At 72.9% G+C, this 25,468-nt stretch carries 23 protein-coding genes and 2 tRNA genes; 14 read left to right on the forward strand and 11 right to left on the reverse strand.

Features of this window, described 5'->3' with window-relative positions; translation table 11 throughout:
* Positions 1-160 precede the first annotated feature (160 nt).
* From ACI784_RS05975 to ACI784_RS05990, 4 genes are all read right to left on the reverse strand, one after another.
* Entirely contained in the window at positions 161-787 is a 627-nt protein-coding gene (locus ACI784_RS05975) for an ATP-dependent Clp protease proteolytic subunit (protein ID WP_456922652.1), read from the reverse strand.
* Positions 788-807: 20 nt separating this feature from the next.
* Entirely contained in the window at positions 808-1,443 is a 636-nt protein-coding gene (locus ACI784_RS05980) for an ATP-dependent Clp protease proteolytic subunit (RefSeq protein ID WP_456922653.1), read from the reverse strand.
* Between the two features lie 247 nt (positions 1,444-1,690).
* Positions 1,691-3,133 carry a trigger factor gene (tig, locus tag ACI784_RS05985; protein ID WP_457012802.1) on the reverse strand — a complete coding sequence of 481 codons (1,443 nt, stop codon included), beginning with the start codon at positions 3,131-3,133 and terminating at the stop codon, positions 1,691-1,693.
* A 133-nt stretch (positions 3,134-3,266) separates the two neighbouring features.
* A tRNA-Pro gene (locus tag ACI784_RS05990) sits at positions 3,267-3,343 on the reverse strand.
* A 91-nt stretch (positions 3,344-3,434) separates the two neighbouring features.
* Between ACI784_RS05990 and ACI784_RS05995 the strand changes: the two genes are divergently transcribed.
* Positions 3,435-3,508: transfer RNA gene (locus ACI784_RS05995), tRNA-Gly, on the forward strand.
* Between the two features lie 397 nt (positions 3,509-3,905).
* On the opposite strand, the gene ACI784_RS06000 is transcribed toward ACI784_RS05995, so the two are convergent.
* Positions 3,906-4,541 carry a GntR family transcriptional regulator gene (locus ACI784_RS06000; RefSeq protein ID WP_457012803.1) on the reverse strand — a complete coding sequence of 212 codons (636 nt, stop codon included), beginning with the start codon at positions 4,539-4,541 and terminating at the stop codon, positions 3,906-3,908.
* Between the two features lie 198 nt (positions 4,542-4,739).
* Positions 4,740-6,176 (reverse strand): hypothetical protein, encoded by a 1,437-nt coding sequence (locus ACI784_RS06005; protein WP_457012804.1) that lies wholly within the window; start codon positions 6,174-6,176, stop codon positions 4,740-4,742.
* Positions 6,177-6,626: 450 nt separating this feature from the next.
* Between ACI784_RS06005 and ACI784_RS06010 the strand changes: the two genes are divergently transcribed.
* The 11 genes from ACI784_RS06010 (at position 6,627) to ACI784_RS06060 (ending at position 18,278) form a co-directional block, all read left to right on the forward strand.
* The gene (locus ACI784_RS06010) at positions 6,627-7,292 is read left to right on the forward strand and encodes an isochorismatase family protein (protein WP_457012805.1); all 666 of its coding nucleotides are present in this window, start codon (positions 6,627-6,629) and stop codon (positions 7,290-7,292) included.
* Positions 7,289-9,184: a PEP-utilizing enzyme gene (locus ACI784_RS06015; protein ID WP_457012806.1), complete on the forward strand. Its 1,896-nt coding sequence runs from the start codon at positions 7,289-7,291 to the stop codon at positions 9,182-9,184. Before ACI784_RS06010 ends, ACI784_RS06015 begins: the two co-directional genes overlap by 4 nt.
* The gene (locus tag ACI784_RS06020) at positions 9,181-10,281 is read left to right on the forward strand and encodes a PEP/pyruvate-binding domain-containing protein (RefSeq protein ID WP_457012807.1); all 1,101 of its coding nucleotides are present in this window, start codon (positions 9,181-9,183) and stop codon (positions 10,279-10,281) included. Before ACI784_RS06015 ends, ACI784_RS06020 begins: the two co-directional genes overlap by 4 nt.
* Positions 10,278-11,141, forward strand: a complete 864-nt coding sequence (locus ACI784_RS06025; RefSeq protein ID WP_457012808.1) for an FAD binding domain-containing protein — start codon at positions 10,278-10,280, stop codon at positions 11,139-11,141. Before ACI784_RS06020 ends, ACI784_RS06025 begins: the two co-directional genes overlap by 4 nt.
* Before the next feature lie 87 nt (positions 11,142-11,228).
* The gene (locus ACI784_RS06030; RefSeq protein WP_457012809.1) at positions 11,229-11,870 is read left to right on the forward strand and encodes a CoxG family protein; all 642 of its coding nucleotides are present in this window, start codon (positions 11,229-11,231) and stop codon (positions 11,868-11,870) included.
* Positions 11,867-12,484 (forward strand): hypothetical protein, encoded by a 618-nt coding sequence (locus ACI784_RS06035; protein ID WP_456922664.1) that lies wholly within the window; start codon positions 11,867-11,869, stop codon positions 12,482-12,484. The genes ACI784_RS06030 and ACI784_RS06035 overlap by 4 nt, the downstream gene beginning before the upstream one ends.
* Entirely contained in the window at positions 12,481-13,311 is an 831-nt protein-coding gene (locus tag ACI784_RS06040; protein ID WP_457012810.1) for an alpha/beta fold hydrolase, read from the forward strand. Before ACI784_RS06035 ends, ACI784_RS06040 begins: the two co-directional genes overlap by 4 nt.
* Positions 13,312-13,336: 25 nt before the next feature.
* A complete protein-coding gene (locus ACI784_RS06045) occupies positions 13,337-14,368 on the forward strand; it encodes a 2,5-dihydroxypyridine 5,6-dioxygenase (protein WP_457012811.1) in 1,032 nt (343 codons plus the stop codon).
* A gap of 123 nt (positions 14,369-14,491) precedes the next feature.
* The gene (locus ACI784_RS06050) at positions 14,492-15,022 is read left to right on the forward strand and encodes a (2Fe-2S)-binding protein (protein ID WP_457012812.1); all 531 of its coding nucleotides are present in this window, start codon (positions 14,492-14,494) and stop codon (positions 15,020-15,022) included.
* On the forward strand, positions 15,019-17,469 hold the full coding sequence (locus tag ACI784_RS06055; protein WP_457012813.1) for a xanthine dehydrogenase family protein molybdopterin-binding subunit: 2,451 nt from the start codon (positions 15,019-15,021) through the stop codon (positions 17,467-17,469). The genes ACI784_RS06050 and ACI784_RS06055 overlap by 4 nt, the downstream gene beginning before the upstream one ends.
* Entirely contained in the window at positions 17,469-18,278 is an 810-nt protein-coding gene (locus ACI784_RS06060; protein ID WP_457012814.1) for a maleate cis-trans isomerase family protein, read from the forward strand. Before ACI784_RS06055 ends, ACI784_RS06060 begins: the two co-directional genes overlap by 1 nt.
* Before the next feature lie 475 nt (positions 18,279-18,753).
* On the opposite strand, the gene ACI784_RS06065 is transcribed toward ACI784_RS06060, so the two are convergent.
* The 5 genes from ACI784_RS06065 to ACI784_RS06085 form a co-directional block, all read right to left on the reverse strand.
* Positions 18,754-19,656 carry a DUF4349 domain-containing protein gene (locus tag ACI784_RS06065; protein ID WP_457012815.1) on the reverse strand — a complete coding sequence of 301 codons (903 nt, stop codon included), beginning with the start codon at positions 19,654-19,656 and terminating at the stop codon, positions 18,754-18,756.
* Between the two features lie 255 nt (positions 19,657-19,911).
* The gene (locus ACI784_RS06070; protein WP_456922671.1) at positions 19,912-20,175 is read right to left on the reverse strand and encodes a hypothetical protein; all 264 of its coding nucleotides are present in this window, start codon (positions 20,173-20,175) and stop codon (positions 19,912-19,914) included.
* A gap of 218 nt (positions 20,176-20,393) precedes the next feature.
* Positions 20,394-20,621 (reverse strand): toxin-antitoxin system YwqK family antitoxin, encoded by a 228-nt coding sequence (locus ACI784_RS06075; protein WP_457012816.1) that lies wholly within the window; start codon positions 20,619-20,621, stop codon positions 20,394-20,396.
* A 5-nt stretch (positions 20,622-20,626) separates the two neighbouring features.
* A complete protein-coding gene (locus ACI784_RS06080) occupies positions 20,627-21,598 on the reverse strand; it encodes a sigma-70 family RNA polymerase sigma factor (RefSeq protein ID WP_457012817.1) in 972 nt (323 codons plus the stop codon).
* Between the two features lie 69 nt (positions 21,599-21,667).
* Complete coding sequence (locus tag ACI784_RS06085) at positions 21,668-23,305, reverse strand: hypothetical protein (RefSeq protein ID WP_457012818.1); 1,638 nt, start codon at positions 23,303-23,305, stop codon at positions 21,668-21,670.
* 222 nt (positions 23,306-23,527) lie between these two features.
* On the opposite strand from ACI784_RS06085, the gene ACI784_RS06090 reads away from it, so the two are divergent.
* Positions 23,528-24,826 (forward strand): sensor histidine kinase, encoded by a 1,299-nt coding sequence (locus ACI784_RS06090; protein ID WP_457012819.1) that lies wholly within the window; start codon positions 23,528-23,530, stop codon positions 24,824-24,826.
* Positions 24,814-25,458, forward strand: coding sequence for a response regulator (locus ACI784_RS06095; RefSeq protein WP_456922676.1), 645 nt, complete (start codon positions 24,814-24,816; stop codon positions 25,456-25,458). Before ACI784_RS06090 ends, ACI784_RS06095 begins: the two co-directional genes overlap by 13 nt.
* The last annotated feature ends 10 nt before the right edge of the window (positions 25,459-25,468 follow it).

Below are 25,468 nucleotides of genomic sequence, written 5' to 3' on the forward strand. Positions count from 1 at the left end.
CTGCCGGGGATCGGGCGCTCGCCGACGGTACCTGCCGGCACCGATCCGGCCGGGTGATGACTCGCCCGGCCGGGACGATGCTGACCTCATGCGTCCCGCGTCCCCCGACGGTACGGGTCGAGGGCGCGACACGCGCACCCTCGACCCGCACCGATCGGGTTCAGCCGGGAAGTGCGTTGAGCTTCCGGCTCTGGATCACCTGGTCGACGATGCCGTAGGCCTTGGCCTCGTCGGCGGTCAGGATCTTGTCGCGCTCGATGTCGGTGCGGACCTGCTCGACGGTCTGCCCAGTGTGGCGGGCGAGGATCTCCTCCATCTGCGACCGCACCCGCTGGATCTCCGCGGCGTGGATCTCGAGGTCGGAGACCTGGCCACCGGACTCACCGGAGGGCTGGTGGATGAGCACCCGCGAGTACGGCAGCGCCAGCCGCTTGCCCGGCGTCCCGGCGGCCAGCAGGACGGCGGCGGCGGAGGCGGCCTGGCCCATGCAGACGGTCTGGATGTCGGGGCGGACGAACATCATCGTGTCGTAGATCGCCATCAGCGAGGTGAACGAGCCACCGGGCGAGTTGATGTAGATCGTGATGTCGCGGTCGGGGTCGGCCGACTCGAGCGTGATGAGCTGGGCCATCACGTCGTTGGCCGAGGCGTCGTCGATCTGCACCCCGAGGAAGATGATCCGTTCCTCGAAGAGCTTGTTGTAGGGGTTGGACTCCTTCATGCCGTAGCTGGTCCGCTCCACGAAGGAGGGGAGCACGTAACGGCTGGAGGGCATCTGGAAGCTCATTGCTCGTTCTCCTCGGACCCTCAGTTGTCGGTGACCGGGTTGGCGCTGTCGGTCATGGTGGCCCGGCTGACGACGTGGTCGACGAAGCCGTACTCGAGGGCTTCCTGCGCGGTGAACCAGCGGTCGCGGTCGGAGTCCTTCTCGATCTGCTCGATCGGCTGCCCGGTGTGCAGCGACTGCAGCTCGTTGAGCTCCCGCTTGGTGCGGCGGAACAGGTCGGCCTGGATGGCGATGTCGGACGCGGTGCCGCCGACGCCGGCCGAGGGCTGGTGCATCATGATCCGCGCGTGCGGCAGGGCGTAGCGCTTGCCCTTGGTGCCGGCGGTCAGCAGGAACTGGCCCATCGAGGCGGCCAGGCCCATGCCGTAGGTGGCGACGTCGCAGTCGATGAACTGCATCGTGTCGTAGATGGCCATGCCCGCCGTGACCGAGCCGCCGGGCGAGTTGATGTAGAGGTGGATGTCCTGCTTCGGGTCCTCGGCGGACAGCAGGAGCATCTGGGCGGCGAGCTGGTTGGCGATCACGTCGTCCACCTGGCTGCCCAGGAAGATGATGCGCTCGCGCAGCAGACGCTCGTAGACCGAGTCGTTGAGGTTCATCCCCCCGGCGGCGGCACGCAGCAGCGGCGCGCTCGCCAGGTTCGGGTTGGTGCTCACGGGTGTGGTGACCTCCGTAGGACTGTCGGGCAGTCGGTCTCGGTGGGTGGGGCTGGGTGGTGCGGGCCCGGGGGCCGCTGCGCCTGGTCTGCGTCGACCCTAACGCGCAGGCGGTGGGGAGCAGTCCCGACGCGGGCGGTGTTCGCCGTGGGCGCAGCGGCCCGGCCGGGACGGTCCGCAGAACGAGCGACGCCGCCCCTCCCCTGGTTCGGGGCGGGACGGCGTCGGTCGTCGGTGCGGGTGCGGGTCAGGCCTTGGCGGCGTCCCCGGTCTCCTCGGTGCCGGCCTCGGCCGGCGCCTCGGTGACCTCGTCCTCGGCGGCCTCGTCCTCGGTGGACTCGTCCTCGGTGGACTCGGCGGCCTGGACGGTGCGCGGGCGGAGCGCCTCGAGGTCGACGACGTTGCCCGAGGCGTCGGTGATCGTCGTCTGCTCCAGCAGCTGGGCCAGGGCCTTGGTGCGGCGGACGTCGGCGACGAACTCGGCGATGTTGCCGCCCTGCTGCAGCTGCTGCGCGTACTGCTCGGGGCTCATCCGGTTGCGCTGGGCCTGGGCCATGATCTGCGCGGAGAGGTCCTCGTTGTCGACGGTGACCTCACGGGCGTCGGCGACGGCGTCCAGGATGAACTGGGTCCGCACCGCCTCCTCGATGTTCTTGCGCTGGTCGGCGTCGTAGGCCTCGCGGTCGGTGACGCCCGACATCTGCAGGAAGGCGTCCCAGTCCATGCCGGCCTGCTGGAGCTGGGCCTGCATCGACTGGTTGCGCCACTCGACCTCGCGCGCGACCAGGTTCTCCGGGACGGGCACCTCGACGGACTCGATCAGGTGCTCGATCAGCTTGTCGCGGGCCTGCGCGCCCTGCTGGAGGACCTTGGTGCGGGACAGCCGCGTGCGGACGTCGTCGCGCAGCTCCTCGAGGGTGTCGAACTCGCTGGCGGTGGAGGCGAACTCGTCGTCCAGCTCCGGCAGCTCCTTGGTCTTCACCGAGCGCACGGTGACGGTGACGTCGGCCTCCCGGCCGGCGTCGGGGCCGTTGAGCAGCGCGGTCCGGAAGGTCTTCGACTCGTCGACGGACAGCCCGCGGACCGCGTCGTCGAGGCCCTCCATCAGGTTGCCGGATCCCACCTCGTAGGACATGCCGGTGGTCGAGCCGTCCTCGAGCACCTCGCCGTCGAGCTTGGCCTCGAGGTCGATGGAGACGAAGTCGCCCTCCTCGACGGCGCGGTCGACGCCGGTCAGCATGGCGAACCGCTCGCGCATGACGGAGATCTGCTCGTCGATCTCCTCGTCGGTGACCTCGACGTCGTCGACGGTCACGGACAGCTCGTCCAGCGAGGGCAGCTCGACCTTGGGGGCGACGTCGACCTCGGCGGTGAAGGCCAGGGTGTCGTTGTCGTCGAGGCGGGTCACCTCGATGTCGGGCTGGCCCAGCACGCGGACCTGGTTCTCGCGGACGACCTCGGAGTAGACCTCCGGGATGGCGTGCTGGACGACCTGCTCCAGGACGACCGGCCGGCCGATGCGCTGGTCGAGCACCCGGTTGGGCACCTTGCCGGGGCGGAAGCCGGGCACGCGCACCTGGCGGCCGAGCTCCTTGTAGACCTCACCGAAGGCGTGGTCCAGGTCCCCCCACGGCACCTCGATCGCCATCCGGACCCGCGTGGGGCCCAGTTCCTCGATGGTGCTCTTCACAGCGGCAGTGCTCCTCGATCGAAAGACAGGGACGGTCGCCGGGCCGGTTCGACGGCGCCGGGTGTCGACCCACGAGCATAGAGACGTCGCGGGAACGGCCGGGGCGGCGGTGGGGATACCCAGACGGCGCCCCTGGTCGGGGTGGCGGGATTTGAACCCACGGCCCCCCGCTCCCAAAGCGGGTGCGCTACCAAACTGCGCCACACCCCGTGGCGGACCGAGTCTAGGTGGCGGCACACCCGACGTGCCGGGCGCCTGGCAGACGGGCAGCGCGGGGCGGTTACGCTGTGCGGGCACCTCTGCGGGTGTAGCTCAATGGTAGAGCCCCAGCCTTCCAAGCTGGCCATGCCGGTTCGATCCCGGTCACCCGCTCCATGCGATGTCGCGGAACAGCGTTCACATGGTGTGCCGCGACACCGTTCACGGCCGGGCGGTCCGCGGCGGCGCCATGACTCTCGTCCTTCCGGCGGATGGGAGCCTCCATCAGACCCGGCGCAGGACAGTGCCCCAAGCGCCGGTGAACCCTCTCGTTTGCGACGGCGCCACCGCTCGCGTCAGAGCTGCTGCGCCGACGGTGACCGCGCGGACCTCGTGTCGCTCCCGGTGCGAGTAGTCCGAGCGGGCGCCCGTGGTTGCTGGAGCCAGCAGGTCGATCGCGGCGTCGTGCGTACCGCCTGGCTGACCGACGAGGTAGGCGCCACGACGAGGCAACAGGTCGACGAAGCGGACGTTCGGACTCGCGCTCCGCCGAAGACGCACGGGACGGGTCCCCTCACGCTTGCTCGGCGCGCTCCACGTCCGTGAAGTGCTCCAGCGCGTAGACGCTGGAGGAGGCGACGTGCTCGCGCATGAGCTCCTCCGCGCGGCCGGCATCCCCGTCGCGGAGCGCGTCGAGGATGGCCCGGTGCTGCTCGTTGACGGTGGTCGAGCGGTCCGACGGGTAGGCGTAGTTCGAGCGGTAGCTGACCGTGAACGCCAGGACCTGACCCATGATGGTCTGCAGCAGCGGGTTGCCGGTCGCCTCGCTGACCAGCATGTGGAACGCGAGGTCGGCGAGCGCCTGCTCCGAGGCGTTGCCCCGGGTGCCGATCCGCTCCAGCCGGGCGTGCGCGTCCTCGAGGGCATCGAGGTGGTGCTGCTCCCGGGCGGTCGCCGCCTCCCGGGCGGCATAGGACTCCAGCACTCCGCGCAGCGAGTAGATGCGCACGATGTCCTGCGCGGTGATCATCCGGACGGTCGCCCCGCGGTTGGGCGTCAGCTCGACGAGCCCCTCGCTCTGCAGCGTGAACAACGCCTCGCGGACGGGGGTGCGGCTCACCCCGAGCTGCTCGGCCAGCAGACGTTCCGGCATGGGCTCGCCGGGCTTCAGGCGCCCCGAGAAGATCTCTGTGCGCAAGATGCGCGCCACGCCTTCGCTCGTCCGCTGGGACATGGACACGACGCCCCGCCCCAAGGGCTCCATCTGCACTCCGTCCTCGCAGGTATCGGGGAAGGATACGGCGTCGGCCGGTCCCCGTTGGCTCCCCCGCGGTTCGGAGGCCTCCGGACGCGCAGGGGCGACCCGGGGGGATCCCGGGCCGCCCCTGCGGTCGGAGCCGTCAGACGGTCAGTCCGGCAGCCCGCCCGTGGTGGAGTCCGTGCGGGTCGCGGCCGCCATGGGGTCGGTGACCGACTCCGACGGGAGCACCGGCCCGACTCCCGGCTCCAGGTCGTCGCCGAAGTTGGTCACGCCCCACTGGTCGACGTCCAGGCCGATGATCTCGGCCTGCTCGGTCCTGCGCAGGCCACCGAGCTTCTCGAAGACCAGGCACATGAGCAGGGCGGGCACCCCGGAGACGAGCATCGTGGTGACGACGCCGGCCAGCTGCCACCACGGGGTGATCTCGGCGACCCCGGGGGCGTACTCACCCTCCAGGCCGAGGTAGCCACCGGTGCGGGTGCCCCACTCGAGGAAGCCGCACAGGAGTGCGCCGACGACGCCGGGACCGAGGGCCAGCGGGACGACCTTGGGGTCGTCGATCCGGGCCTTGCGCAGCAGGGCCGCGGTGCCCAGGGAGACCAGCGGGCCGAGAGCACCCACCAGGAGGCAGACCCACGAGGTGCTGATGTCGAAGAGCGTCCCGCCCATCACCACGCCGGCGATCGGGCCCATGAGCGCCCACGAGGCCTCCCGCCGCCGGTAGGCGACGATCAGCCCCATCACGGCACCGCCGAGGATGCCCGAGAACAGGTTGATGATGACCAGGCCGATGCCGCTCTCGGTGAACGAGATCCCGAAGAAGCCGACGTCGGCGAAGATGAACCCGCTGCCGATGGTGATGAAGGGCAGCGCGAACAGGATCAGCAGCACGCCGATGCCGACGAACGCGACGTTGTGCGAGGCGGGCTTGATGCCACTGGGGTGCGGCCGGAAGACGCCGAGCCGGGGGCCGACCCGCCAGGCCAGCACCAACGCGAACGTGCCCGCGGTGACGTACAGCGGGAAGATGCCGTCGAAGTCGTGGGTGCCCCGCAGCGTCAGGGGAGACAGCGAGCCCCAGCACAGGTAGCCCACCAGCGGCGAGATGATCGCGCCCATCACGAAGGACATCGCGTAGAGCGGAACCGGCTTGATCCGCTCGACGACGCCGGTGTGCACCAGCGCCATCGTCGCCATCGTGAACGTCACGAAGAAGACGAGGAAGATCTGCAGGACGTCGGCCTCGGGCAGGACCGTCGGGTCGATGTAGCGCGAGGCGGTGGTGGTGAACGTGCCGCCGAGCCACCAGTCCTTCACCGCCTGCCAGAGCGGCTGCGGGGCGCCGAAGGCCGAGTTGAACTGCCACATCCAGATCGGGTAGCCGATCAGCAGCGTGCCCAGCCCGCCCACCATCGCGGCGCCGATCTTCTGCACCGTGGTGTCGAGGACGTTGCGGCGGCGGACGAGGCCCATGTCGACGATGACGAGGCCGACGACCACGAGCAGCACGGCGACGGCGCCGACCGTGAAGATGAACGTCGACATCAACCAGTTGGTCGATGCCTGTTCCGGGAACTGTTCCATGCTTCCTCCTGTGTGGCGCGGAGCGCCGGGCGCGGGCGGGTCCGGGGCGTGGAGCGGTGGTGCCGGCCCAGCCGCGGGTATGGAGCGACACGAGGCGAGACCGGCCTCGGTGTGAGGTCGAACACTTCCAAGGCGGCGCGGACGGTATACACGTATGCCAATCGCCGACAAGGGGGGCGGTCGCGGTGCGTCGAGCGGAAACACGGCCGTTACCCAGCGCCGCCAGCCGCCGGCCGCGATCACGAGGTCGGAAACGTCGTGGCCACATCCCGGCAGGCGGAGCAGGACCGGCGGTCCGCGCGGCCGCGGCTGCGCGTGGAGGCGGCGGCATCCCAGCGAACAAGGGGGCTGGACGACGGCCCCAAACTTGGTATACATGTATGCCACGTCATAGACGTAGCTCACATCCGGCCGCGGGACGTCGCCCGGCCAGCAGTGGAAGGAGCGGCAGTGACAGGGTCCGCAGAGCGGAGTTCCACGACCGCCGAGGTCTACGACCGCGCGGGTTTCGGTCGCCGCGTCGAGCGGGGCACCCGACCCGCTGTGGTCGTCGTCGACTTCACCTACGGCTTCACCGACCCGCAGTACCCCACCGGCGCGGACATGTCCAGCGCCGTGCTGGCGACCGCTCGGGTGGTCGAGGCCGCCCGGTCCGCGGGGCTTCCGGTCGTGTTCACGACGATCGCCTACGACGCGGCGCAGGTCACCGGCCTCGCCTGGCTGAAGAAGGCGACCGGGATGGCCGCTCTGGAGGCCGGCAGCCGGCTGGTCGACATCGACGATCGCCTGGCCCGGCGCCCCGACGAGCACCTGGTCACCAAGACCGGCGCATCGGCCTTCTTCGGCACCGCGCTGGCCACCTATCTGGCGTCGGTCGGCGCGGACACCGTCGTCGTGACCGGCGCGACGACCAGCGGGTGCGTGCGCGCGACCGTCGTGGACGCCGTCCAGCACGGCTACCCGACGCTCGTCCCCGCCGACTGCGTGGCCGACCGCGCGCAGGGCCCGCACGACGCGAGCCTGTTCGACATCAACGAGAAGTACGGCGACGTCGTCGACTCCGACGACGTGCTGGCCTACCTGTCCACCCTGTCCGAGGCGGAGGCGCCCGCATGACGCTCACCAGTTCGAACCCCTCGACCGAAGGTGTTCCCAGCTCCGAGGGCGCCGCGCAGGCCGTCCCGGGCAAGCGGTTCGCCAGCCCGTTCGCCGTCCAGACCCCAGCCGGGGCCGAGGGCTGGCAGAGCATGTACCCGTACTACGCGCTACTCAGCGAGGAACGCCGCGAGTTCGAGGACGGCAAGTTCTGGTTCTTCGACGGGATGCACAACCCCGAGCCGCTGTACCCGTTCGACACGATCATGACCGAGAACTGGTGGGTGGCGGCCAGCCAGATGTCGACCCGCGTCTGGCCGGTGCCGCCGGCGGGCGGGATCGACCACCGGATCATCAACGGCTACCTCTACATCAGCCCGAACGCCGTCACCGACCCCGCCGAGGTCGCCCAGCGCGCGCAGGAGTTCGCCGTCCGCGCCGGGCACTACTACGAGAACTGGGACGAGATCTACGAGCAGTGGGTCGCCAAGGCCACCGACTGCATCGAGCGGCTCAAGGCCATCCGGTTCGCCCCGCTGCCGGAGATGGAGCCGGAGGGCAGTGTCTTCCAGCACCGAGGCGTCTACTCGACCTACGACCTGCTGACCAAGTACGGCGCGCTCATCGAGAACCTCTTCGAGATGGGCTCCTACCACTTCGAGATGCTCAACCTCGGGTACGGCGCCTACCTCACCTTCCGCGAGTTCTGCCAGGCCGCGTTCCCCGGGATCAGCGACCAGACGATCGCCAGCATGGTGTCGGGCATCGACATCCTGCTGTTCCGCCCGGACGACGAGGTCCGGGGGCTGGCCAAGCTGGCCGTCGAGCTGGAGCTGACCGACATCGTCCTCGCCGACGAGGACCCGGACACCACCCTCGCGGCGATCGCGGCGCACGCCAACGGGTCGCAGTGGATCTCGGCGTTCGAGAAGGCCAAGGACCCGTGGTTCTGGTTCTCCACCGGCGCCGGGTACACCCACAGCGACCGCGCGTGGATCGACGACCTGCGGCTGCCGTTCAGCGCGATGCGCGGCTACGTGCAGGCCCTGCTCGCCGGGGAGGACATCCGCCGGCCGCTCGACGAGATCCTCGCCGAGCGGGTCCGGGTGACCGCGGAGTACCGCAGCTACCTGCCGACCGACGCCGACCGGGAGTCCTTCGACGGGCTGGTCGAGCTGGCCCGCCAGGTGTTCCCGTTCGTCGAGAACCACAACTTCTACGTCGAGCACTGGCACCACTCGCTGTTCTGGTCCAAGGTGCGCGAGCTCGGTGACGTCTTCGTCGCCCACGACTTCCTCGACGACCGCGAGGACGTCTTCTACCTGCACCGCAACGAGATCTACTCGGCGCTGTACGACCTCAACATCGGCTGGGCCACCGGCACCGAGGCCCGCGGCGTCACCTACTGGCGCCCGGAGGTCGAGCGGCGCAAGCGGATCCGCGAGGTGCTCAAGGCCAACCCGCCGCTGCCGGCCCTCGGCGTCCCGCCGGAGTTCATCACCGAGCCGCTCACCGTGATGCTCTGGGGCATCACCCAGGAGTCGGTGCAGGAGTGGCTCGGGGTCGACGGCCAGGACAGCGGCGAGCTCCGCGGCGTCGCGGCCTCCGCCGGGAAGGCCACCGGACGCGCCCGCGTGATCATCGACCCCGAGCAGCTGCACGAGGTCGAGGACGGCGACATCCTGGTCTGCCGGATCACCGCCCCCAGCTGGGCGCCGGTCTTCTCGCGGCTCTCGGCCGCGGTCTCCGACGTCGGCGGCATCATGGCCCACACCGCCATCGTCTGCCGCGAGTACGGCCTGCCGGCGGTCGTCGGCACCGGCTTCGCGACCACCTCCATCCGCACTGGCCAGCTCATCGAGGTCGACGGCAACACTGGCGTCGTCCGTGTTCTCGAGGACGTGTCCGCATGACCACCACCCGCACCGCGCCCCTCGTCCTCTGGATCGACCAGCCCGAGGCCGTCGGCAGCAAACTGCTCGGCGGGAAGTTCGCCAGCCTCGCGGAGATGACCGCGGGCGGGTTCGCCGTCCCCGGCGGGTTCGGCATCACCACCATCGCCTACCGGTACTTCTTGGACTCCGCCGGCCTGGCCGAGCGGGCCCGCCAGGTGCGTGCCGAGGCGGTGGGCGCCGACCTCGCCCGCGTGCAGGAGATCAGCGCGGAGTTCACCGCCGCCATCGAGGCCGCGCCGCTGCCGGCCGACCTGGAGGCCGCGATCCGCGAGGCCTACGCCGAGCTCGAGCGGCGCACCGGTCGCGAGGGCCTGCCGGTCGCGGTGCGCTCCAGCGGCGAGTCCGAGGACCTGGCCGGGGCCAGCTTCGCCGGGCAGTACGACACCTTCCTGTGGATCCGTGGCATCGACGACGTGCTGAAGCACGTGCGCAGCTGCTGGGCGGGCATGTTCGGCGCCGCGGTGCTCACCTACCGACCCGACGCCGACCCCGCCGCGGTCGCCGTCGACCACGGGATCTGCGTGGGCGTGCAGCAGATGGTGGAGGCCCGGTCGGCCGGCGTCATGTTCACCCTCGACCCGGTGACCGGCGACCGGTCCAAGGTCGTCATCGAGGGCTGCTGGGGCCTGGGCGAGGGTGTGGTCAGCGGCGGGGTGACTCCGAGCCGCTACGTCGTCGACAAGGTCACGTTCGAGGTCCTCAAGCGCGACGTCGCCCACCAGGAGGAGCAGTACAGCTTCGACCCCGCGATCGCCGGGGTCGGCCTGGTGCCGGTGGCCGCCGAACTCTGCGAGTCCTCCTGCCTGGAGGACGACCAGATCCGCACCCTGGCCGAGCTGGCCAAGCGGATCGAGCGGCACCGGGGGGCACCGCAGGACATCGAGTGGGCCGTCAGCGCCTCCGGTGACGTGCACGTGCTGCAGGTCCGCCCGGAGACGGTGTGGAGCAACCGGCAGGGCGAGCAGCTGGTCACCGAGAAGAAGTCCGCGGTCAGCCACGTGCTGGCCCGCTTCGCCGGCGTCGGTGTGGCGCAGGGCGGGAACCGCGCCTCGTGAAGCCCGCAGTCTTCACCTACCACCGGCCGACGTCGGTCGTCGAGGCCGTCGCCCATCTCGGCGAGCACGCGGGCGGTGCCCGGGTGCTCGCCGGCGGACAGAGCCTCGTCCCGATGCTCAACATGCGGCTGTGGCGGCCGGCGGCGCTGGTCGACATCAACGACATCGACGAGCTCGACGACGTCACCGTCGACGGCGACCGCACGGTGCTGGGCGCCCTGGTCCGCTACTCCACGGTGGAGCGCTCGCCGCTGGTGGCCGAGCGGCTGCCGCTGCTCTCTCGCGTCGTCCGGCACATCGGCGACCGGCAGGTGCGCAACCGCGGCACCGTCGGCGGCGCGCTGGTGCAGGGCGACCCGACCGGGGAGATGCCGCTGGCCTGCCTGGTGCTCGGCGCGGTGGTCACCGCCGTCGGGCCCCGCGGCACCCGGCGGATCCCGCTGGCGGAGTTCTACACCGGCTCCTACGCCACGGCGCTGGAGCTCGACGAGCTGGTCACCGCGGTCGAGTTCCCGCGCCACCCGCAGCACGTGGCGTTCGGCGAGATGTGCCGCAAGCACAACGACTTCGCCGTCCTCAGCGTCGTCGCCACCGGCGACCGGGACGACGACGGCCGCTGGCGCGACGTGCGGATCGCCCTGGGCGGGGTGGCCGACACCCCGGTCCTGGCCGCGGCGGCCGGCGACGCGCTGGCCGGCACCGAGCTGACCGACACCGACCTCGAGGTGGCCGCCCGGGCCGCGCTCGAGGTGATCGACCCGCCCACGGACGTGCGCGCCACCGCCGAGTACCGCCGGCACCTGGTGCCCGTCTACGTCCGCCGGGTGCTGACCGAGCTGCGCGCCGCCGGCGCGCGGTGACCCCGGGGCGGCCGCCCGCCCCTGCGAACACGAGCCCACGGGCCGGCGTCGCCCGACGCGCCCGTCCCGCGGTGAGGAGAGACAGTCATGAAGTTGCGCGAGGAGTTCGAGGTCGCCCAGCCCGCGGCCTCCGTGTGGTCGTTCTTCGAGCAGCCGGAGCGCGTCGCCGAGTGCGTGCCCGGCGTCGAGCAGCTCACCGTGGTCACCCCCGACGACATCGACGTCCGGCTGACCCAGAGCATCGGCCCGATGACGGCGACGTTCGCCGCCAAGGTGACCATCGTCGAGCGGGTGCCCGAGAAGCAGATCAGCTTCACCGCCACCGGCAAGACCGTTCGCGGCGCGATGGGCAACGTGCGGGCCGGCGTCAGCGTCCAGCTCGAGCCGGTGGGTGACCGCACCGTCGTCATGGTGGAGGGCGACGTCGCGCTCGCGGGTGCTCTGGGCAGCGTGGGGCAGAAGGTCGTGGCGAAGCAGGCCGGCAAGGTGACCGCCCAGTTCGCCCGCAACCTGGAGCAGGCCCTCGGCGGCGGCTCCTCGCCGGTGACCGCCACCGCTCCGGCCACCGCCACCGCGCCGGCGGTGCGGACGACCGGCAGCTCGCTGCCGCCGGTGAGCGACGCGCCGGCGCGGGATCCGTGGTCGAAGGTGGCCGCCGCGCTGAGCGCGGTGTCGGTGGCGCTGAGCATCGTCGCCCTGCGGCGCGGCCGGCGGCGGTCCCGCCGATGACCGCCGCCCTGCCCTGGGCCGCACCGGTGGTCCCCCTCGACACCGAGATCGAGGTCCTCGCCGCGGAATGGGTCAAGCCCTACGACCAGGCGCTGCACCTGATGCGCGCCCGGGACTGGCTGGTCCACCTCAACCCGGCCGCGACCGTGGAGATGCGCCTGGCGGCGATGACCCACGACATCGAGCGGATGTTCCCCGGCGGTCCCCGGCTCGACCACGCCACCATGGAGTGGGACAGCCCCTTCTACCTCTACCCGCACTCGCTGCGCTCCGCGGAGTCGGTCGGGGTGTGGCTGGGGAGCATCGGGCCGGCCGGGGCGCAGGTGAGCCTCGCCGACGTGCGCCGGCTGGTCGGCCTGCACGAGGTGGGCGGCCTGCGCGGCGCCGACGACGTCCAGGCCGGCGACTCGCTGTCGTTCCTGGAGACGCTGGCCGGGCTGACCCGGGACTGGGTGGCCAGCGGAGCCTGCTCCCGGGACAAGGCCGCCGAGAAGCTGGTCTACATGGCGGAGCGGATCCGGGTGCCCGCGGCGCAGGAGATCGCCGGCCCGTGGCTCGAGTGGGCGCTGGACCAGCTGCCCACCGCCGACTCGCCCGGGGACGTCGACCGGTGACCGACGTGGAGATCCAGGGGCAGCGGGGCGAGGTCCGGGCCAACGGGCTGCGGCACTCGGTGCTGCGCTACGGCGAGCCCGGTGCCCCGGACCTGCTGGTGCTCCCTGGCATCACCAGCCCGGCGGCCACCGCCGACTTCCTCGCCGTGCTGCTCGCCGACCTCGGCTACCGGGTGACCGTGCCCGACGTGCGCGGCCGCGGGGAGAGCGACCGGGCGCCCTCGGGCGGGTACCGGCTCGTCGACTACGCCGCGGACGTCGCCGGCCTGGTCGGCGCGCTGGACCTGCGCCGCCCGGTCGTGCTCGGCCACTCGATGGGCGCGCGGATCGCCGCGGCGTACGCGGTGCTGCACGCCCCCGACGACCACGGCCTGCTGCTGCTGGTCGACCCGCCGGTGTCCGGCCCGGGCCGCGGCCCGTACCCGACCTCCCGCGAGGCGTTCCTGCAGCAGCTGCACGAGGCGCAGGCGGGCACCGATGCCGACGCCGTCCGCCGCTTCTACCCGAACTGGCCGGAGCGAGAGCTGCGGCTGCGCGCGGAGGTGCTGGCCTCCTGCGACGAGACGGCGGTGATGGAGACCCACGAGGGCTTCGAGACCGAGGACTTCTTCGACTACTGGGCGCGGCTCACCCAGCCGGTCGTGCTGGTCCGCGGCGGCGACAGCCCCGTGGTGCCGCTGGCCGCCGTGGCCGACCTGCGGCGCGCCCAGCCCGGCATCGAGATCCACACCGTCCCGGGAGCAGGCCACATGGTGCCGTGGGACAACCTGCCCGGCTTCCTCGACGTCGTCCGACCGCACCTGCTCGCGCACGTCCCGCAGCACTGATCCCGTTACCGACAGGAGAAAGCTCATGGACCAGAACCTGTTCAACTCCATCTGCCTGGAGCAGCTGCGGCTGTCCGGCGTGCACGAGGGCGAGACCGTCGCGGTGCTCTCCCGGGGCGGCGAGCGGCCGGAGTACGCCGACGCCTTCCTGTGGGCCGCCCAGCAGCTGGGCGCGGCGACCTACCACATGCGGCTGCCCGCGCCGGGCGACGCGAAGGGCGCGTGGGCGGTCGGGGAGTCCGGGCTGGCGGAGAACCCGCTGGCCGTCGAGGCGCTCAAGGCCGCAGACATGGTCGTCGACCTGACCTTCCTGCTGTTCAGCAAGGAGCAGTTCGCCATCCAGGCCGCCGGCACCCGCATCCTCACCTGCGTCGAGCCGGCGCCGCTGCTGGCCCGGCTGATGCCCACCCGGGAGATCCGGGAGCGGGTCGAGGTCGCCTACGAGCTGCTGGCCAAGGCCAAGGTCATGCGGATCACCAGCCCCGGCGGCACCGACGTCACCTACCGGCTCGGCGTCTACCCGACGATGAGCGAGTACGGGTTCACCGACACCCCCGGGCGCTGGGACCACTGGCCGGCCGCGTTCGTGTTCACCGGCGGCGCGGACGACGGCGTGGACGGGCAGATCGTGCTCTCCCCGGGTGACGTGCTGCTGCCGTTCAACACGTACGTGCAGACCCCGGTGACGCTCACCATCGAGCAGGGCTTCATCCGCGACATCCGCGGCGGCCTGGACGCCGACCTGCTGAAGTCCTACATCGAGTCCTTCGACGACCCGCGCGGCTACGGCATGAGCCACGTCGGCTGGGGCCTCGACGAGCGCGCCCACTGGCACGGGCTCACCCAGTTCCCCGGCGGGATGGGCATGGAGCTGCGCTCCTTCTACGGCAACGTGATGTTCTCCATCGGCCCGAACAACGAGCTCGGTGGCCCGAACGACACCCCGTGCCACTTCGACATCCCGATGCGCGGCAACAGCCTCTACCTCGACGACGAGCTGATCGTCGACCGCGGCGAGCTGACCGTCCCGGCGATGCGCCCGGTCAACCGCCGGTGACCCCTGCCCCCCGCTCGGCCAGCCCTTCGACCTCCTTGGACATCCTGTGACGAGAACCGACCGCACCACCCGCCACCTCGGTGCCGAGAGCCGGAGCACGGCCGGTCGAGCGGGGGGACGGCGATGACCGCCCCCGAGCCGCTCGTCGAGCTGACCACGACCGTCAACGGCGAGGTGGTGACCGCGACCGTGCCGGCGCGGCTGCACGTCGCCGACTTCCTGCGCCAGCAGCTCGGCCTGACCGGCACGCACGTCGGCTGCGAGCAGGGCTCCTGCGGCATGTGCACGGTCGTGGTCGACGGCGAGGCGGTGAAGTCCTGCCTCATGCTGGCCTGCCAGCTCGACGGCCGCGCCGTGCAGACCGTCGAGTCCCTCGCCGTGGACGACGTGCTCAGCCCGCTGCAGCAGTGCTTCAAGGAGGAGCACGCCCTTCAGTGCGGGTTCTGCACCCCCGGCTTCCTGATGACGACGACCGCGCTGGCGCACCAGGGCGGCGACGCCCCCTCCCGCGAGCAGATCCGCGAGGAGATCGCCGGGGTGCTGTGCCGCTGCACCGGCTACGAGAACATCGTGACCGCGATCGAGCGGTACTTCGCCGAGTCCGTCGAGCGCCCGGTGGACCCGGCGGACGTCCCCGCGGGAGGTGCGCGATGACCACCGTCGAGCGCCCGGCCGCGGCCGACCGGTCCGGCCCCGTCACTCGCGGCGTCGTCGGCTCCTGGCAGCTGCGCAAGGAGGACGACCGGCTGCTGCGCGGCGACGGCCGGTTCACCGACGACGTCGAGCCGGCGCGCGTGCTGCACATGGCCGTTGGCCGGTGCCCCTACCCCCACGCCCGGATCGTGCGGGTGGACACCTCGGCCGCCGAGCGCCTCGAGGGCGTCAAGCACGTGCTCGTCGGCGCCGACGTGCGGGCCGCGACCGAGCCGCTGGGTGTCCTGCGCCCCGTGCCCGGCGCCCCGCGGCTGCCGTACTACGCGCTGGCCCAGGACGTGGCCACGCACGAGGGCCAGCCCGTGGTCAGCGTCGTCGCGACCAGCCGGCACCTCGCCGAGGACGCCCTCGAGCTGGTCGACGTCGAGTACGAGCCGCTGCCGCACGTCGTCGACGTGCTCGCCGCGCTCGAGCCGGGGGCGCCCGTCCTGCACCCCGACGTCCTGGACTCCAACCTGCTGGCGGCCAACTCCGATGGCAGCGGCGACCCCGAGGCGCGGATGCGCGAGGCGGACGTCGTCGTCGAGGGCCGTTTCCGGATCAACCGGGTGACCGCACTGCCGATGGAGACCCGTGCCGTCGTCGCGGAGTGGCGCCCCGGCGCCCGGGAGCTGACGGTGCACACCTCCACCCAGGTGCCGCACCTGATCCGCAAGCAGCTCGCCGAGTCGCTGCGGCTGCAGGAGAGCGACATCCGCGCGGTCGCCTCCGACGTCGGCGGCGGTTTCGGCCTCAAGCTCGGCGTCTTCCCCGAGGACGTGCTGGCCTGCCTGCACGCCATGGCGCTGCGCCGGCCGGTGAAGTGGACCGAGGACCGCGCCGAGCACTTCCGGAACTCCACGCACGCCCGCGAGTCGGTGCACGACTACCGGATCGCGGCCGACGCCGAGGGCCGGATCCTGGCCATGACCGACGTCTACGCCACCGACATCGGCGGCTGGAACTCCCCGTTCGGCTCGGCGCAGCTGTCCAGCGTCGTGCTCAACGGCCCCTACCGGGTCACCGACGGGTACGCCGAGCGGCGGGTCACGCTCACCAACAAGACGCCGATCGGCGCCTACCGGGGGTACGGCCAGCCGGAGGTCAACTTCGCCTACGAGCGGCTGATGGACACCCTCGCCCGCCGGCTGGACCTCGACCCGGTGGAGCTGCGCGCCAAGAACATGCTCACGCCCGCCGAGCTGCCGTGGAAGAACCCCACCGGCGCGGTCTACGACAGCGGTGACTACGAGAAGTGCCTGCGGATGGCGGCCGAGGCGATCGGCTGGGACGCCCACCGGGGCACCCCGCGCACCCCGCGGGCCGACGGCCGGATCCGCGGCATCGGCTTCTCCTCCTTCGTCGAGCGCACCGGCTACGCCAGCTCCCGCTTCCTCGCCCGCCGCGGCTCGCAGTTCGGGGCGCACGAGAGTGTGACCCTGCGGGCCAACCGCTCCGGCGGCATCGACGTCTGGACCGGTGTCTCGACCATGGGGCAGAGCGCCGAGACGGCGTTCGCCCAGGTGGTCGCCGAGGTGTTCGGCATCGGGTACGACGCCGTCAAGGTGCACGCCGGTGACACCTCGGCCTCGCCGCTCAACACGGGCGCCTTCGCCTCGCGGACGATGATCGCGGCGTCCGGGGCGCTCAAGGAGGCGGCCGAGGCGTTGGCCGCCAAGACCCTGCGGCTGGCCGCCTGGCGGCTGGAGAGCGACCCGGAACTGCTCGAGATCGCCGGGCCGGTGGTCCGCCGCTGGGACGACGCCTCGGTGTCGGTGACGCTGGCCGAGGTCTTCGGCACGGCCATCACGGGGCAGGGGATCCCGCCGGGGGAAGAGCCCGGTCTGGAGGCGACCAGCCACTTCGAGCCCGCCGACGCTGCGTACTCCTTCGGCACGGCGGCGGCGCAGGTCGCCGTGGACCCGGGGACCGGGGAGTTCGAGATCGAGCGGTTCGTGATGGTGCACGACGCCGGCACCGTCGTGAACCCCGTGGTCGTCGACGGTCAGGTCCGCGGGGCACTCGCGCAGGGCTTCGGCGCGGCGCTGACCGAGGAGTTGCGCTACGACGCGGAGACCGGGCAGCTGGTCAACGGCTCGATGGTCGACTACTTCCCGCCGACGGCGGCGGACCTGCCGCCCATCGAGCTGCTGCACACGGAGGTTCCCTCCCCGGTCACGCCGTTCGGCATCCGCGGCGTCGGCGAGGTCGGCACCATTCCGCCGGGTGCAGCCGTAGCCAACGCGATCTGCGACGCGCTGACCGAGTTCGGCGTCGAGCTGGACACGCTCCCCATCACCCCGGAGGCCGTGTGGCGTGCGCTCTCCGGACGCTCCGACGGCCAGGGCTTCGTCGAGGAGCTCACCCCCACCCGAGAAGACCTTCCTGACGGAGGAGTTGGCTACTGATGACCATCGATCCCACCACCGCGGCAGCCTGCGAGAACAGCCCGGCTCCACAGGCTCCCGGCTCCTCCCGGGTCGGCCTCATCGTGCCGAGCTCGAACACCACGATGGAGACCGAGCTGCCCGAACTCTTCCGCCGGCAGTCGGAGGCCACCGGGCACCGCTACACGTTCCACTCGGCCCGCGCGGCGATGAAGCAGGTCAACAGGGAGGAACTGCTCGCGATGGTCGGAAAGGCGGCCGAGTGCGCGACCGCCGTGTCCGACGCCGACGTGGACGTCATCGCCTACGCCTGCCTGGTCGCCGTCATGGCCCAGGGCCCCGGCGCGCACAAGGAGTCCGAGCAGGTCATCGGCGAGGCCGCCCGAGACAACGGGCACCCCGCCGACGTGGTGAGCAGCGCCGGCGCCCTGGTGCGCACCCTGCAGACCATCGGCGCCCACCGGGTGGCCATCGTGACCCCGTACATGGCGCCGCTGACCCAGATGGTCCGGGAGTACATCGAGGGTGAGGGCATCGAGGTCCTCGACGCGGTCGCCCTCGAGGTGCCGGACAACCTCGCCGTCGGCCGGCTGGACCCGGAGAACCTGCCGGACATCGCCCGAGGCCTGAAGCGAGAGGGCGCCGAGGCGATCGTCCTGTCGGCCTGCGTGCAGATGCCCTCCCTCGCCGCCGTCCAGCGGGTCGAGGACGAACTGGGGCTGCCGGTGGTCACCGCTGCGACGGCGACCACCTTCGAGGTGCTCCGAGCGCTGGGCCACCGGCCGGCCATCGGCGGAGCCGGACGTCTGCTCACGGGCGAGCTGGGCTGACTGGCAGGTTCTCGGCACCACGGTCGAGGACCGATCGGAGATGACCGACGGCGCCGTCGATGCCATGCAGGTCCTCCGTCCCTGCTCCGTCCCTGACGGAGCAGGGACGGTTGCGTGTGCTCCGAGGCGCCGGCCACAGTGGCCCCGATCCAGGCGCGGGTGAACGCGTGCACTGGCATGCAGGAGAGCTCCAGCTCGGTCGCTGCACCCTTCCACGAGTGGGGTCTCGGGGCTGGACCCGAGAACGGATCCGACCTTCGTCGAGCCCTGGCCGTCGGCCGCCGATCCGGGACCGTTCGCCGTCGTGCGTCCACCGCATCTGAGCCAGACAGGAGCCCGCGCGCAAGGGGGATCGGAAGGCGCGAGTGGAGTCCGTCGAGCCGCTGAGCAGCCAAGGCGCCGCAGAGGACCTGGCCTTCCACGCTGGCCGTGCCGGTTCGATCCCGGTCACCCGCTCCACGACGGGCGCCGTCCCTCACCCCTGCGGTGGTCCCGGTGGATCCGCCGCCAACGGCCGAGCCGGCGCCTTCACCGCGGAGCGCCGCCGCACCCGGCGAACCGGCACCAGGACCCCCGCGGCCACCACCCCGGCGACCGCCAGCCACGGCAGGGCGACGCCCAGGACGACGAGGGTCGCGCCCAGGGCCGCGACCAGGGACCGCCATCCGGTCCCCAGCCCGTCGAGGAAGCCGTCCGGTCCACCGGCCGGCGCCACGCCGACGGGCTCCAGGTGCACGTCGAGCGTCGACAGCTCCACCTGGTCGGCCAGCAGCGCGCGCCGGGACTGCAGCGACTCCAGCTGCTCCTGTCGGTCGGAGAGGGCGTTCTCGGCGGCCAGCAGGGCCTCGGTGGTGGCCGCGTTGTCCATCAGGGCCTGCAGCCGGGCCACCGAGGTCTGCAGCGCCGAGATCCGCGCGTCGAGGTCGACCGCCGTGGCGGTCACGTCGGAGCGGGAGACCGACACGCTCGCGACGTCGCCGAGGTCCTCCAGGTCGGCCAGGAGGTCGGTCAGCGCGTCCGCCGGCACCCGGACCACGAGATCGGCGGTCGCACCCCCGCCCTCGGACGCCGCCTGCTCGGTGCGCTCGTCGACCCGGCCGCCGGCGGTCTCCACCAGCTCGCTGACCTGCTGGGCCGCCTCGGCCGGGTCCTCGACGACGAGGAAGGCGGTGGCGGTCGTGACCACCTGCCGGTCGGGGTCGGTGTCTGCCGGGGCGGCCGGCGCACCCTCGGGCACCCCCGGGGAGGCGGGCTCGGGCACGACCGCGCCGCCGTCGGCACCGCTGTCGCCGCCGCCCGACTCCGCGCCGGGGCCCGTGCACCCGACGACCAGCGCCACGGTCAAGGCCGCGAAGGTGGTGCCCAGGGAGCGCCGCACGGACCGACGCTAGGCCCGCGATCCGACCCCCGACCAGCGTCGAGGCCCGATCGTGACACGGGACGCCGGCGGCCCGGACCGGGCGATCCGCCCGCCCGTCAGCCGACCGGGTCCGGCGCGTCGAGGAACTCGGTCGACATCGGGCGCAGCCACTCCAGCGGTCCAGCGCGCCGCTGCCCTCGGGCCTGAGGCGGTCGCGCCCGGCACCACCACCAGCCGCGCCTGCTGAGCAGCACGGACGAGCGCGTGCGCGCGCTAGGACGACGCGCCGGGCCCGGGGCGTCCGGTCCCGTTCCGGGTCCCGTCTCCGGGCGATTGCTCGCGGGCTTCCTTGAGCGCGTTGAGCGCGCCGACCATCGCTGCGGCCGCCATCGCGATGACGACCAGGAAGGCGCCGATGAGGACCCAGCGCTCGATGTCGAGCCGGAACCCCGACGCCGACATGCTGACGGCGATGACGACCAAGACGAGTGCCACGAGAGCACCGACGACCAGGGACCAGATGACGGTCGTTCTCATCATGTGCCTCTTCCAGGGGAACGGGTGAGGGATCCGCGGTCAGGCTCTCGCAGCAGCCGCCCGGTCGGGACGGCGGCGGAGGAACGACGACCGAGTGGCGAGTCGGTCGTGGCAGCCGGAACCGGCAACCCGACGCCGCGTCACGACGGCCACGGCTGACCCGCCCGGACGCGACGGCACAGACACCGCCCTACGCACCTCGATCCGACCACCGCAGGTCAGCCGCGACTCGTCACCTCGTACGGGGTGCCGCTGGCGTCGTACGTCGTCCACTCGCCCACGGGTTCGCCGCCGTCGAAGGAGCCGGACCGCAGCCGGGTGCCGTCGAGCCGGAACCACTCCCAGTAGCCGTGCGGCCGGCCGTCGACGACGGGACCGCGGGCCCGCAGCGAGCCGTCGCGGTGCCGCTCCTCGTGCAGGCCCTCGGTGAACTCGGTGTGCGGCACGGGGATCAGGCCGGCTCGACGGGCAGGCCGAGCCGCCGGAACAGGTCGTTGTCCAGGTCGAGGAAGCTCGAGACGTGCGCGATCCGGCCGTCGCGCACCTCGAGCACGTGCAGCGCCCACGGCTCGTGACCACCGCCTTCCCGGGGGCGGTACTGGGCGAAGGCGGGTGCGCCGTTGGCCCGGGTGGGCAGCACGCGCGAGCCCCGGCAGCCCGACCCCGGCCCGAGCATCCAGGTGCCGATGTCGGTGGCACCGCGCAGCCACATCTCGAACGGCGGCATGTGCTGGGTGGCGTCCTCGTGCAGCAGCGCCACGAAGGCCTCGATGTCGTAGCGCTCGAAGGCGTCGACGTAGCGCTCCAGCAGCTCGCGCTCGTCCACCTCCAGCGGCTGCGGGTCGACCTCGTCGCCGACGGCGGCCAGGGTGGCCCGGGCCCGCTGCAGCGCGCTGTTCACCGACGCCACCGTCGTGTCGAGCAGCTGGGCCACCTCGTCGGCCTTCCAGCGCAGCACCTCGCGCAGCAGCAGGACGGCGCGCTGCCGCGGCGGCAGGTGCTGCAGCGCGGCGACGAAGGCCAGCCGGATCGACTCCCGCTGCACCGCCTGCTCGGCGGGGTCGGCGTCGTCGGAGACGACCTGGCGGTCGAGCACCGGCTCCACCCACGCCGTCGAGGGGCGGCGGGCCGACAGCGACGCCTCCACCGGCTGCCACGGGGAGCCGGTGAGGTCCATCGGCAGGGCCCGCCGCTGCCGGCCGGACAGCTGGTCGAGGCAGACGTTGGTGGCGATCCGGTACAGCCACGAGCGCAGCGCGGAGCGGCCCTCGAAGTCGGCGAGGCCCCGCCAGGCGCGGACCATCGTCTCCTGCACCGCGTCGTCGGCGTCGAACGCCGACCCGAGCATGCGGTAGCAGTAGCCGGTCAGCTCCCGGCGGTGCTCGAGCAGCCGGGGGTCGAACTCGGTGTCGACGACGGTCACGAAGGCCTCCTCCTGCGACGGTCGCGCCAGCTCACCACAGGGGGCCGACAGAACGGGAGGGGTCAGCGCCTACTGGTAGCTGATCAGGTGTGGCCGGGGGTTGACCTGCGCGATCGTCTGCTCGGGGGTGAGCATCGGGGCGTCCTCGTCGTAGAAGTTCTTCCAGCCCCAGGACACCGCGTCGGGGTTCGTCTGCCGCAGCGCGGCCCAGGTCGCCTGCTTGTCCCCCTGCCCGCCCTGACCGTCGGCGTGGACCATGACCGCCAGCTCGTCGCGGGAGGTGTCCAGCCGCTCCCGCTCGGGGATCATCCGCACCTGGAACTGGTGCAGCACGAGCAGCTTCTGCGGGAGCTCGGCGGCGCGGGTGAGGTCGGCCAGCCAGGTGACCAGCCGGTTGACCTCGTCGACCGACACCGTCCCGATCTGGGTCAGGTGCACCTCCCCCGGCCCCAGCCGCCACTCCGGGTCCAGCGCCAGGCCCACGTGCGGCAGCTCCAGCAACGAGCGGTACTGCTCGGCCTGGGTCACGAAGTCGGTGCGGCCGGGCTGGAGGTCCAGGACGACGTAGAGGCCGGCCTCCCCCGCCGCCTCCACCCAGGGCCGCAGCTGCTCGACCGGCAGCTCGGTGGAGTAGTTGCCGTCCGGCCCGGCGACCGCCGAGGCCACGGTGGCGATCACCTCGAACGCCGGGACGACGGTGGCGTCGGGCACCAGGGGCTCGTAGGGCGCCGCGTGCGCGCGGGCCCGCTCGATCGATGCCGTCACGTCCTGCTCGCCGAGGACGCCGAGGGCGCCGGTGCCCGGGGAGCCGTACAGCGCGACGAGGAAGTGCCCCGGGAACAGCAGCTGGCCGCCGCCCGGCAGCTGCTCGCCGGTGGCCGCGGTCGCGAGCTTCCAGTCCAGGCCGTCCTCGGCCGCGTAGCCCGCTCCGAGGGCCACCACCGCCTCCGGCCGGCGCTGCGCGAGCAGGTCGACCAGGGCGGCGTCCCCGCGCGGATCGGTCGCGGCGGTGACGTGCACCGTCGCCCCGGCGGCCCGGGCGGTCGCGATGCCGGCCACCGTGGCCCCGGAGTCCGTGGCGACGACCAGCGTGTCCTCCAGCGGCGCGGCGCGCTCCACCGGGGGCAGCCGGTCGACGTCCTCGGCGGGGGTGCCGTCGTCGCCGGCGAGGAGGGCGACCGGCTGCTCGCCGTCGAGCCCGGCCACCGCCGCGGCCGCGGCGCCGTCGTCCACCTCGCGTGTCTGGCCGAGGTCCAGACCGGTGGCCGCGGCGACCGACTCCGCCGCGGCCGGGACGGCGACCACCTCGGCGGCGCCGGCGCCCTCGGCCTCCCCGACCGCGAGCACGGTGGTGGTGCCCAGGCGCTCCAGCTCGGCGGTGACGGCGTCGGCCGGCGCCCCGTCGGCGGGCTCCACCAGCAGCGGGACGCCGAGCCCGACGGCCGCCGACGCGGCCAGCAGCGTGCCGGCCTCGTCGCCGTCGCGGGCCACGACGGCGACCTCCGCGGTGTCGAACAGGGCGCGGCTGGACGAGGCCGCGGAGGCGACCGCGTCCTCGTCGGCGACGAGGGTGAGCCGGGCGTCGGGCGTCGAGGCGGCCGCCCCCACCGGCGACTCGGCCTCGGCCTCCCCCGAGGAGGTGGCACCGCTGCAGCCGGCGGCCAGCAGGACGGCGGTCAGGGCGATCGGCACTGCTGGAGCGCGCACGGGCTCCCTCCCCCGCCGGGCAGCCGCTCGCGCGGTGGCGCGACGTCATCGGCGCGCCCGGCTGTCCCCGACCCTAACGAGCGGCGGGTGCTGGACACCCGCGCCGCCACGCCAGAGCATCGACCCCGAGATGACGACCGCATCCCTGTCGGGCCAGCCCGACACCCGATCGACCGGCTGGCGGGATGGGTCCGAGCCCCGCCCGCGACCAGGCTCGACAGCATGACCGACACCGCCGTCCTGCCCACCGTGTCACCCTCGCCCGCCACCCGGACGCGCAGCGTGCTGCGGCAGCTGGGTGTGGACACCGCCTACTCGCTGGTCGCGTTCCCCGTCGCGATCGCCGCGTTCGTCGTGGTGGTCACGGGCCTGTCGGTCGGCGCCGGGCTGCTCGTCGTCTGGGTCGGCGTCGCGGTGCTGGCCGCCACGCTGGTGGCCGCCCGGGGGCTCGCGGCCGTCGAGCGGGCGTGGCTGCCCGGCGTGCTCGACCGGCCGCTGCCGAGCCCGGCCTACCGGACCGCCGAGGGCCGGGCCGTGCGCCGGCTGACCACCCCGCTGCGCGATCCGCAGTGCTGGCTGGACGCGCTGCACGCCGTCCTCCGATTCCCCTTCGCGATCCTGTCCTTCGTCGTCACCGTGACCCTCTGGGCCGGCGCGCTCGGCGGCCTCACCTACGGCCTGTGGGACTGGTCGCTGCCCAACGACCCGGACGACACCGACCTGCTGGAGCTGCTCGGCCTCGAGAGCACGGCCGGGCGGCGGATCCTGATCCACACGACCATCGGCCTGCTGTTCGCCGTCGTCCTGCCGTTCGCCGTCCGCGGGGCGGCGTTGCTGCAGGCCCAGCTCGGCCGGGCCCTGCTGACCTCCCGCGCGGCCACGCAGGCCGAGCTCGGCCGGCTGGCCGAGGGCCGCGACGCCGCGGTCGCCGCCGAGGCGGTGGCGCTGCGCCGGCTGGAGCGCGACATCCACGACGGCCCGCAGCAGCACCTCGTGCGCCTGGGCATGGACCTCTCCCGCGCCCAGCGGCAGCTCGACCGCGACCCGGCTGCCGCCCGCGAGACGATCGGCGAGGCCGCGGTCCTCGCGAAGGAGGCGCTGGAGGAGCTGCGGGCGCTGTCCCGGGGCATCGCGCCGCCGGTGCTCGCCGACCGCGGCCTGGCCGCCGCGCTGGCCGCCGTCGCGGCCCGCTCCCCGGTGCCGGTGGAGCTCGCCGTCGACCTGCCCGAGCAGCGGCTGGCGCCGGTCGTGGAGAACACCGCCTACTTCGTCGTGAGCGAGGCGCTGGCCAACGTGGCCAAGCACAGCGGGGCCACCACCTGCCAGGTCGTCGTCGTGGCCGCCGGGCCCGCGCTGCGGGTCACGGTCGAGGACGACGGCACCGGCGGCGCCGTCCTCGCCCCCGGGCACGGCCTGGCCGGTCTGGCCGACCGGCTGCGCGCGGTGGACGGCGTCCTGACCGTCGACAGCCCGCGGGGCGGGCCCACCCGGCTGGTCGCGGAGCTGCCGTGCGGGTCGTGATCGCCGACGACTCGGTGCTGCTCCGGGAGGGCCTGGTCCGGCTGCTGGAGGAGGAGGGCTGCGAGGTGGTCGCCGCCGTCGGCGACGGCCCGTCGCTGGTCCGGGCGGTGGCCGAGCACCGCCCGGACGTCGCCGTGGTCGACGTCCGGATGCCCCCGACGCACACCGACGAGGGACTGCGGGCCGCGGTCGAGGCCCGCGCCACCGTGCCCGGGACGGCGGTGCTCGTGCTCTCCCAGTACGTGGAGGTGGCCTACGCCGACGAGCTGCTCGCCGACGGCCGGGGCGGCGCCGGCTACCTGCTCAAGGACCGCGTCACCGACCTCGACTCGTTCCTCACCGCGCTCACCGACGTGGTCGGCGGTGGCACCGTGCTCGACCCGCAGGTGGTGGCGCAGCTGTTCGCCCGCCGCCGCGCCGACGACCCGGTCCGCCGGCTCACCCCCCGCGAGCGGGAGGTGCTCGGGCTGATCGCCGAGGGGCACTCCAACAGCGCGATCGCGCGGCGGCTGGTGGTCACCGAGGGCGCCGTGGAGAAGCACACCCAGCGGATCTTCGCCAAACTCGACCTCGCCCAGGACGAGGACCAGCACCGCCGGGTGATGGCGACCCTGGCCTACCTGCGCAGCTGAGCGTCGCGGG

Source organism: Geodermatophilus sp. SYSU D01186 (assembly GCF_054050215.1).

What these genes read in the sequence shown, in the direction of transcription:
- ACI784_RS06020 (WP_457012807.1), top strand. Translation starts at nt 9,181, where the DNA reads ATGACCACCACCCGCACCGCGCCCCTCGTCCTCTGGATCGACCAGCCC.
- ACI784_RS06070 (WP_456922671.1), bottom strand. Translation starts at nt 20,175, where the DNA reads ATGAGAACGACCGTCATCTGGTCCCTGGTCGTCGGTGCTCTCGTGGCA.
- ACI784_RS06035 (WP_456922664.1), top strand. Translation starts at nt 11,867, where the DNA reads ATGACCGCCGCCCTGCCCTGGGCCGCACCGGTGGTCCCCCTCGACACC.
- ACI784_RS05975 (WP_456922652.1), bottom strand. Translation starts at nt 787, where the DNA reads ATGAGCTTCCAGATGCCCTCCAGCCGTTACGTGCTCCCCTCCTTCGTG.
- ACI784_RS06090 (WP_457012819.1), top strand. Translation starts at nt 23,528, where the DNA reads ATGACCGACACCGCCGTCCTGCCCACCGTGTCACCCTCGCCCGCCACC.
- ACI784_RS06030 (WP_457012809.1), top strand. Translation starts at nt 11,229, where the DNA reads ATGAAGTTGCGCGAGGAGTTCGAGGTCGCCCAGCCCGCGGCCTCCGTG.
- ACI784_RS06045 (WP_457012811.1), top strand. Translation starts at nt 13,337, where the DNA reads ATGGACCAGAACCTGTTCAACTCCATCTGCCTGGAGCAGCTGCGGCTG.
- ACI784_RS06050 (WP_457012812.1), top strand. Translation starts at nt 14,492, where the DNA reads ATGACCGCCCCCGAGCCGCTCGTCGAGCTGACCACGACCGTCAACGGC.
- ACI784_RS06015 (WP_457012806.1), top strand. Translation starts at nt 7,289, where the DNA reads ATGACGCTCACCAGTTCGAACCCCTCGACCGAAGGTGTTCCCAGCTCC.
- ACI784_RS06055 (WP_457012813.1), top strand. Translation starts at nt 15,019, where the DNA reads ATGACCACCGTCGAGCGCCCGGCCGCGGCCGACCGGTCCGGCCCCGTC.
- ACI784_RS06060 (WP_457012814.1), top strand. Translation starts at nt 17,469, where the DNA reads ATGACCATCGATCCCACCACCGCGGCAGCCTGCGAGAACAGCCCGGCT.
- ACI784_RS06005 (WP_457012804.1), bottom strand. Translation starts at nt 6,176, where the DNA reads ATGGAACAGTTCCCGGAACAGGCATCGACCAACTGGTTGATGTCGACG.